This window comes from Streptomyces flavofungini, assembly GCF_041028215.1.
GTDB lineage: Bacteria > Actinomycetota > Actinomycetes > Streptomycetales > Streptomycetaceae > Streptomyces > Streptomyces flavofungini_B.
Genome location: NZ_JASKYR010000441.1, coordinates 1 through 8,251 on the forward strand (window position 1 = coordinate 1; position 8,251 = coordinate 8,251).

General features: G+C 73.2%; 11 protein-coding genes. 7 read left to right on the forward strand and 4 right to left on the reverse strand.

The window, feature by feature from the left end:
- The 6 genes from AB8Z36_RS26265 to AB8Z36_RS26290 form a co-directional block, all read left to right on the forward strand.
- Window positions 1-352: cytochrome P450 (locus AB8Z36_RS26265; RefSeq protein WP_369215851.1), on the forward strand; the 352-nt coding region annotated here is incomplete at its 5' end.
- A gap of 34 nt (window positions 353-386) precedes the next feature.
- On the forward strand, window positions 387-617 hold the full coding sequence (locus AB8Z36_RS26270; RefSeq protein ID WP_369215852.1) for a hypothetical protein: 231 nt from the start codon (window positions 387-389) through the stop codon (window positions 615-617).
- Between the two features lie 32 nt (window positions 618-649).
- Complete coding sequence (locus tag AB8Z36_RS26275) at window positions 650-1,315, forward strand: HAD family hydrolase (protein WP_369215853.1); 666 nt, start codon at window positions 650-652, stop codon at window positions 1,313-1,315.
- 408 nt (window positions 1,316-1,723) lie between these two features.
- Window positions 1,724-2,575: a SigB/SigF/SigG family RNA polymerase sigma factor gene (locus tag AB8Z36_RS26280; protein WP_369215854.1), complete on the forward strand. Its 852-nt coding sequence runs from the start codon at window positions 1,724-1,726 to the stop codon at window positions 2,573-2,575.
- A gap of 105 nt (window positions 2,576-2,680) precedes the next feature.
- On the forward strand, window positions 2,681-2,932 hold the full coding sequence (locus tag AB8Z36_RS26285; RefSeq protein WP_369215855.1) for a hypothetical protein: 252 nt from the start codon (window positions 2,681-2,683) through the stop codon (window positions 2,930-2,932).
- A gap of 111 nt (window positions 2,933-3,043) precedes the next feature.
- Entirely contained in the window at window positions 3,044-4,072 is a 1,029-nt protein-coding gene (locus AB8Z36_RS26290; RefSeq protein WP_369215856.1) for a PHP domain-containing protein, read from the forward strand.
- A gap of 34 nt (window positions 4,073-4,106) precedes the next feature.
- On the opposite strand, the gene AB8Z36_RS26295 is transcribed toward AB8Z36_RS26290, so the two are convergent.
- The 4 genes from AB8Z36_RS26295 to AB8Z36_RS26310 all read right to left on the reverse strand — a co-directional run bounded on the left by AB8Z36_RS26295 (window position 4,107) and on the right by AB8Z36_RS26310 (window position 8,020).
- Window positions 4,107-6,200, reverse strand: coding sequence for a xanthine dehydrogenase family protein molybdopterin-binding subunit (locus AB8Z36_RS26295; RefSeq protein ID WP_369215857.1), 2,094 nt, complete (start codon window positions 6,198-6,200; stop codon window positions 4,107-4,109).
- Window positions 6,201-6,236: 36 nt separating this feature from the next.
- On the reverse strand, window positions 6,237-7,232 hold the full coding sequence (locus tag AB8Z36_RS26300) for an FAD binding domain-containing protein (RefSeq protein ID WP_369215858.1): 996 nt from the start codon (window positions 7,230-7,232) through the stop codon (window positions 6,237-6,239).
- A complete protein-coding gene (locus tag AB8Z36_RS26305; protein WP_369215859.1) occupies window positions 7,229-7,762 on the reverse strand; it encodes a 2Fe-2S iron-sulfur cluster-binding protein in 534 nt (177 codons plus the stop codon). The genes AB8Z36_RS26300 and AB8Z36_RS26305 overlap by 4 nt, the downstream gene beginning before the upstream one ends.
- A gap of 126 nt (window positions 7,763-7,888) precedes the next feature.
- A complete protein-coding gene (locus tag AB8Z36_RS26310; protein ID WP_369215860.1) occupies window positions 7,889-8,020 on the reverse strand; it encodes a hypothetical protein in 132 nt (43 codons plus the stop codon).
- Here AB8Z36_RS26310 and AB8Z36_RS26315 point away from each other — a divergent pair.
- On the forward strand, window positions 8,019-8,251 hold a 233-nt coding region (locus AB8Z36_RS26315; protein WP_369215861.1), incomplete at its 3' end, for a helix-turn-helix domain-containing protein. The two genes, AB8Z36_RS26310 and AB8Z36_RS26315, sit on opposite strands and share 2 nt — an antisense overlap.

Below are 8,251 nucleotides of genomic sequence, written 5' to 3' on the forward strand. Positions count from 1 at the left end.
CCCGCGCGACGTCGCCTGGCACGGCGAGCACATCCCCGAGGGCGCGCTGGTCCTGCTCGACCTGTACGGGCAGAACCACGACCCCGAGCTGTGGGAGTCCCCGTACACCTTCGACCCCGAGCGGTTCGTGGGCCGGGAGCCCGGGCGCGACGAGCTGGTGCCGCAGGGCGGCGGCGAGGCCTCCCAGGGGCACCGCTGCCCCGGTGAGGACGTCACGCTCGCGGTGCTGAGCACCCTGCTGCCGCGCCTGGCACGGCTCGACTACCGCGTCCCCGACCAGGACCTGCGCATCCCCCTGAACCGGATGCCCACGAAGCCGCGCAGCGGTTTCGTGATCGCGGAGACGCACTGAAGCCCTCAAACGCACTGAAGAAAGGACCGTTTTCATGAACCACAAGCAGACGCACGCCGACAAGCACGCCGAGCACGGCAAGAAGCACAGCGGCAAGGGCGGGAATCACGCCGAAACGGCCGCGGAAGAGGTGTTCGACGAAGTCGAGGCGGCGGAAACGCGTCTCCCCGACCACCGGCACGACGGTGAAGCGGGCGACACCCTGACGCCCAGCCCCGAGGCGCAGGAAGAGATTCACGAGAACAAGAAGCGCGATTCCAGGTAAAGAAAAGAATGAGACACGAAAGGGCTGAATCCATGGCGCGTGCGGCGCTCTTCGACGTCGACGGAACCCTCACCGACACCAACCACCTGCATGTGGTGGCCTGGTGGGAGGCCTTCCGGCAGGCGGGCCACACGGTCGCGATGCGCGAGATCCACCACGCCATCGGACTCGGCTCGACCGATCTCGTCGCCCACTGCCTCGGCGAGGACCGCGACACCGACGCCGACGCGGGCATCAGCGACGCGCACAGCACCCTGTACGGCACGTACTTCAACCGCCTCGCGGCCCTGAACGGCGCGCGCGACCTGCTGTACGCCCTGCACGAGCGTGGCCTGCGCATCGTGCTCGCCACCTCGGCGGGCGGCTTCGAACTGGACGCGCTGCGCCGGGCCATCGACGCCGACGACGTCATCGCGGGCGTGGCGAGCGCGGACGACGTCTCCTCGGGCAAGCCCGCGCCCGACCCCGTCCACCACGCCCTGGACATCGCGGGCTGCACCGCCGACGACGCGCTGTTCGTCGGCGACTCGGTGTGGGACATGAAGGCGGCGGCCAAGGCGGGCGTACGCGCCGTCGCGCTGCTCTCGGGCGGCATCCCGCGCGCCGATCTGGAGGCGGCCGGGGCCGGTGCCGTGTACGCGGACCCCGCCGACATGCTGGCCCACCTGGACAGCGAGGTCCTCGCGGGCGAGCGGTGACCCGGCTGCCGCGCGGGCGCGGCGGGGGCGGGGGAGAGGAGGCCGGTCGGCCGCACCCCAATGCGGCCGACCGGTGAGGAAAGCGTCCGAAGGCCGTTCCGACGCGATCGCACCCGGGGCGCGTGTGCCCCGTCCCGGACAACCTATGCAAGGCATCCCCGGACGCCCCCTGGACGAGCTACCCGCCGAACGTCTGATCGTCATCCGATACGGCCTCAGTACGCGTTCGGGCTTTTCGCGCGGGCGGCTGTTTGGGTCCGCATGCGAAGGGCAGGCGAATACCGTGCTTCGGACCGGAGGCGCGTTCGCGGGGAGCGGTGTGTTCTGCTCCTGGTGGATGCCTGTTACCGGGGCACCCCGTTTCTCGCGGTCACTTGTTTGACGGCACCGTCGAGAGGCGTTATTCCCATGCTCACAGATATCACCGCACATTCCGCGCGCCGCCGTCCGGCCGCGCACCGGAACTCCCACAGCGACGCTCCCGACACGGCGGTGGAATTCGCCCGCCTCGCCTCTCTGGGGAGCGGGCCCGAACGCGAGGCGCTCTGCGCGGAGATCGTCGAGGCGTGGCTGCCGATGGCACACCGGATCGCCGGGCGCTTCCGCAACAAGGGCGAAAGCCTCGAAGACCTCCAGCAGGTCGCCGCGATGGGCCTGGTGAAGGCCGTCAACCGGTACGAGCCCGGGCGCGGCGCCTTCGAGAGCTACGCGGTGCCCACCATCACCGGTGAACTGAGGCGCCACTTCCGCGACCGCATGTGGGACGTGCGGGTCCCCCGGCGGGTACAGGAACTGCGGAACAAGGTCCGTGCCGCGCGCCGCGAACTCCTCGACCGTCCGGGCGGCAGCGGCCACGAGCCCACCGCCGCGGAGATCGGCGAGCAGGCGGGTCTGACCGAGGCCGAGGTCCGCGACGGCATGGAGGCCATGGACGGCTACAGCGCCCTGTCGCTGGACGCCGAGGTCTCCTCCGCCGAGTCCGACGGGTTCAGCCTCGCCGACACCCTCGGGGCGACCGACCCCGCGTACGACCACGTCAACGACCGCGAGGCGGCCAGGGCCGGGCTGCGGCGGCTTCCCGAGCGCGAGCGGACCATCCTCTACCTGCGCTACTTCGAGGACATGACGCAGAGCAGGATCGCCGAGGAACTCGGCATCTCGCAGATGCACGTCTCACGGCTGATCAGCCGGAGCTGCGCCCGCGTGCGCGCCGAGGCCGACGCCGGGAGCGGGCACGCGGGGCGGCCCGCGGCGGCGTGAACCCACCGCGGCGTGCGGTGTGTCGGGACGGCGGCGGCGGGTACCTGCGGTTTCACACGGCATACGGCATATGGCGTACGGCATACCCGGCGAACGGAGAAGACCATGGTCGAGCGCAATCCCGCGGCACCCGGCGAGGACGGCGAGCCCATCCCCAGGGATCTTCCGGACCAGCAGGCCACGGACGAGCACGACCCCTTGGACATGGACGTGGCGGCGGCCGACGAGGGCGGCAAGGAGAGCTCGGGCAAGGACGTCCCCCAGACGGACGAGGGCGGCACGAAGCGACGGAACGAGGGCGACTCCGACCAGACGGCCCTTGAGGACGACCCCGACGCCCAGGAGCCCTCCGGCTGACACCCCGGGCCGGTGCCCCCGGCCCGAGCGCTCAGCGCGCCCCGCGGCGCGTCATGGGCGAGGCTGGAGCACGGCGTATACCGCCGAAGCGACCGGTGGCCGGAGGTGTCGATGGAGCCCGTGGAGGCGCTGGAACGGATCGCGTTTCTCCTTGAGCGCGGCCGGGAGCCGACCTACCGCGTACGGGCCTTCCGCAACGCGGCGGCGGTCATCGCGGGCCTCGCGGACGGCGAGGCCGCGCGCCGGGCCGGGGACGGCAGCCTGGAGAAGCTCAAGGGAGTCGGGCCCAAGACCGCGGGCGTGGTCCGCGAGGCGCTGGCCGGCGGTGTGCCCGGCTATCTGGAGCGGCTCGAACGTGAGGCCCGTGAACCGCTCGCCGAGGGCGGCGGCGAGCTGCGGTCGCTGCTGCGCGGTGACTGCCATCTGCACTCCGACTGGTCCGACGGCGGCAGCCCGATCGAGGAGATGGGGCGAGCCGCACGTGCGATCGGCCATGAGTGGGCGGTGCTCACCGACCACTCGCCGCGCCTGACCATCGCCCGCGGCCTGTCGCCCGAGCGGCTGCGCGAGCAGCTGGACGTGGTGGCCGCACTCAACGAGACCTGGGCGCCCTTCCGGCTCCTCACCGGCATCGAGTGCGACATCCTCGACGACGGCTCCCTCGACCAGGAGCCCGAGCTGCTCGACCGCCTGGACGTGGTCGTCGTGTCGGTGCACTCCAAGCTGCGCATGGACGCCGACGCGATGACCCGCCGCATGGTCCGCGCCGTCAGCGACCCGCGCGCCGACGTCCTCGGGCACTGCACGGGACGTCTTGTGACCGGACGCGGCAGACCGGAGTCGCAGTTCGACGCGGACGAGGTCTTCGCCGCGTGCGCCGCCGCGAACACGGCCGTGGAGATCAACAGCCGCCCCGAGCGGCTCGATCCGCCGCGCAGGCTCCTCTCGCGCGCCGTGGCGGCGGGCACCCTCTTCTCCGTCGACACCGACGCGCACGCCCCCGGCCAGCTCGACTGGCAGGTGATCGGGTGTGCGCGGGCCGAGGAGTGCGGGGTCCCCGCCGAGCGGGTGGTCACCACGTGGACGGCGGACGAGGTGGTGGCCTGGACCCGCGAGAGCCGGGCCCGCGCCGCCTCCTGAGCCACGCCGCCGTCTGGACCCCGTCAGGACATGCTCAGGACATGGTCAGGACCCGGTCCGGCGTGATCGGCAGCTCCCGGAACCGCACCCCCGTGGCGTGGTGCACGGCGTTGCCGATCGCGGCCGCCGTGCCGACGATGCCGATCTCCCCGATGCCCTTGCTGCCCATGGGGTTGAGATGCGGGTCGTCCTCGTCGATCCAGTGCGCCTCGATCTCGGGCACATCGGCGTTGACCGGTACGTGGTACGAGGCGAGGTCGCTCTCCGCGAAGTCGCCGAACGGCTCGTCCATGGTGCTGTGCTCGGTCAGGGCCATGCCCAGGCCCATCGTCATCGCGCCGATGAACTGCGAGCGCGCGGTACGGGCGTTGAGGATGTGCCCCGCCGCGTAGACGCCGAGCAGCCTGCGCACCCGCACCTCTCCGGAGACGGTGTCGACGCCGACCTCGGCGAAGTGCGCCCCGAAGGAGTGCCGCGCGTAGTCGCTCTCGGCGTCGGCGGTGCCCTCGGTGTCGGCCGTGGCGCCGACGCCCTCCGGCGGAAGCTGCTGCCCCCGCTGCCCGGCCAGGCGCCCGGCGAGCCGCGTACAGGCCTCGTGCACGGCCCAGCCCCAGGAGGCGGTCCCGGACGAGCCGCCCGCGAGCGGCGCCGAGGGCAGGTCGCTGCTGCCGACCTCGGCGCGCACACGGTCCACCGGGACACCGAGCGCGTCGGCGGCGACCTGGGCGAGCACGGTGCGCGCGCCCGTACCGATGTCGGTGGCGTTGATCCGGACGACGAAACTGCCGTCCGGGTAGGCGTGGGCGCTGGCCCGGGAGGGGGCGGCCAGCACGGGATAGGTCGCCGATGCGACTCCGGTGCCGATCAGCAGGGGCCCCTCGGCGTGTGTGCGGGGGCGCCGGTCGCGCGCGGACCAGCCGAAGCGCCGGGCCCCCTCGCGCAGGCACTCGGCGAGGTGACGGCTGCTGAAGGGCTTGCCGCTGTCCGGTTCGGTGCGGGTGTCGTTGCGCAGCCGCAGCTCCACGGGGTCCATGCCGAGCGCATCGGCGAGCTCGTCCATGGCGGACTCCAGCGCGTACATGCCCGGGGCCTCGCCGGGAGCCCGCATCCACGACGGGCTCGGCACGTCGAGCGGCACGACCCGGTGACCGGTGCGGGCGTGTGGCGAGGGGTACATGACACGGGTGACGGCGGCGGCCGACTCGACGAACTCCTTGATGCGCGAGGTGTACGAGGTGACCTCGTGGATCACGGACGTCAGCGTGCCGTCCGCCTCCGCCCCGAGCCGCAGCCGCTGCACGGTCGGCGAACGGTGGCCCACCACGGTCGCCAGCTGGCGCCTGGGCAGCGCGAGTTTGACCGGCCGCCCGGTCTCGCGTGCGGCCATGGCGGCGAGGACGACCTGCGGCCGGGGCGTGCCCTTGGAACCGAAGCCGCCGCCGACGTGCTCGGAGACGACGGTGATCCGCTCCTCGTCCATGGCGAACAGGCTCGCCAGGGCCTGCCGGACGGTGGTGGCGCCCTGGCTGGAGTCGTACGCGGTCAGCCGGCCGTCCTGCCAGTGGGCGGTGGACGCGTGCGGCTCCATGGGGTGGTTGTGCAGCGGCGGCACCTCGTAGGTGACGTCGACCCGGGTGGGGGCGGCGGCGAAGGCGCTGTCGGGGTCCCCGCGCGTGTGCTCGCCCGAGGTGCCGTCGGTGTCCTCGGGCACGTAGGCCTCGGGGTTGCCGGTGCTCAGGGTGACGTCGTGCGGTTCCTCGGAGTAGTCGACGCGGACGGCCGCGGCGCCTTCGCGGGCCGCCTCCAGGGTGTCGGCGACGACGAGGGCGACGTACCAGCCGCGGTGGGGGACCCGCGCGTCCTGGAGCACGGCGAGGATCGCGTCGTCCGCCTCGGCCAGGCGCGGCGCGTTCAGATGGGTGAGGACGGCGACGACGCCGGGCACCGCGAGCGCCGCCGTGTCGTCGACGGAGGTGACCTCGCCGCGCGCCACGGTGGCGGGCACGGGCCAGGCGTAGGCGCAGCCCTCGGGCGTGTGCTCGGCGGCGTAGGGGGCGGTCCCGGTCACCTTGGCGGGACCCTCCCTGCGCTCGGTGGGCGCCCCGAGAGCGCTGGTGGTGTCCGGCATGGATCTCTTCTCCCTGGGAGTCGGACGGCGGGGAGTTCAGACGGCGGGCGATGCCGTGCTCAGGCGCCGCAGCACGTCGCAGGCGATGTTCCGGGCGAGCGGCACCTTGAAGGCGTTGTCCGGCAGCGGCTCGGCGGCGGCGAGTTCGCTCTCCAGGGCTTGCCGGAAGGCCTCCTCGGTCGCCGGGCCGCCCCGCAGGGCCCGCTCGGCGCGCAGGGCACGCCAGGGCCGGTGGGCGAGGCCGCCGAAGGCGATGCGCACCTCGCGCACGGCGGAGTCCGCGACATCGAGGACGACGGCCACGGAGGCCAGCGCGAAGGCGTACGAGGCGCGGTCGCGGGCCTTGCGGTAGGCCGAGGGCAGGTTCGCCGTCGTGGCGGGCAGCCGGACGCCGGTGATGAGCTCGCCGGGCGCGATCTCGGTGTCCAGGTCGGGGCGGTCCCCGGGCAGCCGGTGGAAGTCGGCGGCCGGTACGGTCCGGCGCCCGCGCGCCCCGTGCAGCTCCACCTGGGCGTCGAGCGCGGCGAGCGCGACCGCCATGTCCGAGGGGTTCGTGGCGACGCACTGCGGCGAGTGGCCGAGTACGGCGTGATCGCGGCTGACGCCCTCGCGGGCGCCGCAGCCGGTGCCGGGCTCCCGCTTGTTGCACGGCTTGCCCAGGTCCTGGAAGTAGGGGCAGCGGGTGCGCTGGAGCAGGTTGCCACCGGTGGTCGCGGCGTTGCGTAGCTGTCCCGACGCACCCGAGAGCAGGGCCTGGGCGAGGACGGGGTAGCGGTCGCGGACCAGGGGATGGGCGGCGAGGTCGCTGTTGCGGACGGCGGCCCCGGCCCGCACCGAACCGTCGGGCAGCTCCTCGACGGTGTCCAGGGGCAGGCCGCTGACGTCGATCAGCGTCCCGGGCGTCTCCACGCCGAGCTTCATCAGGTCCACGAGGTTGGTGCCGCCGCCGAGGTAGCGGGAGCCGGGGCGGCCCGCGTGCGCCGCGGTCGCCTCTTCGACGCTGTGGGCGCGCAGATATCTGAAGGACTTCATCGCGTCACGTCCTCGACGGCCTCGACGATGTGCGGATAGGCGCCGCAGCGGCAGATGTTGCCGCTGAGCCGCTCCCGGATCTCGTCCCTGGTCAGCTCCACGGGCGAGCCCGTGGCGGCGGCCGGGTCCGTCACGTGCGAGGCACGGCCCGCCCCGGCCTCGGCGATGGCGCCGACGGCGGAACAGATCTGCCCCGGGGTGCAGTAGCCGCACTGGAAGGCGTCCCGGTCGACGAAGGCCCGTTGCAGCGGATGCAGGTCGTCGCTCCCGGCGGGGGAGAGGCCCTCGACGGTGGTGACCTCGCATCCCTCCAGGGCCACCGCGAGCAGCAGACAGCTGTTGACCCGGCGCCCGTCCACGAGAACGGTGCAGGCACCGCACTGCCCGTGGTCGCAGCCCTTCTTGGCGCCGGTCAGGCCGAGCTGCTCCCGCAGCACGTCCAGCAGCGTCGAGCGGTGGTCGACGGTGGTGCGGCGGACTTCGCCGTTCACCGTCAGGGGCACTTCCGAGTGGAACACATCGGCTCCCATGACACTCTGCTCCCTCGTCGGGCGTGGTCGGTGCGGTGACCGCGTATCCAGCCTGAGCCAGGACACACGTTCCGGCACGCCGACCGGGGCGACTGGGCCATCAGCGGTAACCGAGGGGCCCCGCGCTCACTCCGCGAGGATCGCGTGGGCGAGGGCGACCAGGTCGGGGACGGCCGGGTGTCCGGGGCCCGCGCGCCAGGCGATGACGAGGGGGACGGGCGGGGTCGTGGCCGGGCCCCGGTTATGCTCCCAAGGCATGACCATCGAGCTGCGGCATCTGCGGGCCTTCCTCGCCATCGCCGACGAGGGCAACGTCACCCGCGCCGCCGCGCGGCTCCGGCTGAGCCAGCCCGCGCTCTCGCGGACCCTGCGACAGCTCGAAGACCATCTGGGCGCCCTGCTCGCCGACCGCTCCACCCACCACCTGGAGCTCACCGCGCGGGGCCGGTCACCGCGCCGCGCAGCAGGGCCACGTCGACCGTGCCCCGG

What these genes read in the sequence shown, in the direction of transcription:
- AB8Z36_RS26305 (WP_369215859.1), bottom strand. Translation starts at nt 7,762, where the DNA reads ATGGGAGCCGATGTGTTCCACTCGGAAGTGCCCCTGACGGTGAACGGC.
- AB8Z36_RS26310 (WP_369215860.1), bottom strand. Translation starts at nt 8,020, where the DNA reads ATGCCTTGGGAGCATAACCGGGGCCCGGCCACGACCCCGCCCGTCCCC.
- AB8Z36_RS26270 (WP_369215852.1), top strand. Translation starts at nt 387, where the DNA reads ATGAACCACAAGCAGACGCACGCCGACAAGCACGCCGAGCACGGCAAG.
- AB8Z36_RS26290 (WP_369215856.1), top strand. Translation starts at nt 3,044, where the DNA reads ATGGAGCCCGTGGAGGCGCTGGAACGGATCGCGTTTCTCCTTGAGCGC.
- AB8Z36_RS26275 (WP_369215853.1), top strand. Translation starts at nt 650, where the DNA reads ATGGCGCGTGCGGCGCTCTTCGACGTCGACGGAACCCTCACCGACACC.
- AB8Z36_RS26295 (WP_369215857.1), bottom strand. Translation starts at nt 6,200, where the DNA reads ATGCCGGACACCACCAGCGCTCTCGGGGCGCCCACCGAGCGCAGGGAG.
- AB8Z36_RS26280 (WP_369215854.1), top strand. Translation starts at nt 1,724, where the DNA reads ATGCTCACAGATATCACCGCACATTCCGCGCGCCGCCGTCCGGCCGCG.
- AB8Z36_RS26300 (WP_369215858.1), bottom strand. Translation starts at nt 7,232, where the DNA reads ATGAAGTCCTTCAGATATCTGCGCGCCCACAGCGTCGAAGAGGCGACC.
- AB8Z36_RS26285 (WP_369215855.1), top strand. Translation starts at nt 2,681, where the DNA reads ATGGTCGAGCGCAATCCCGCGGCACCCGGCGAGGACGGCGAGCCCATC.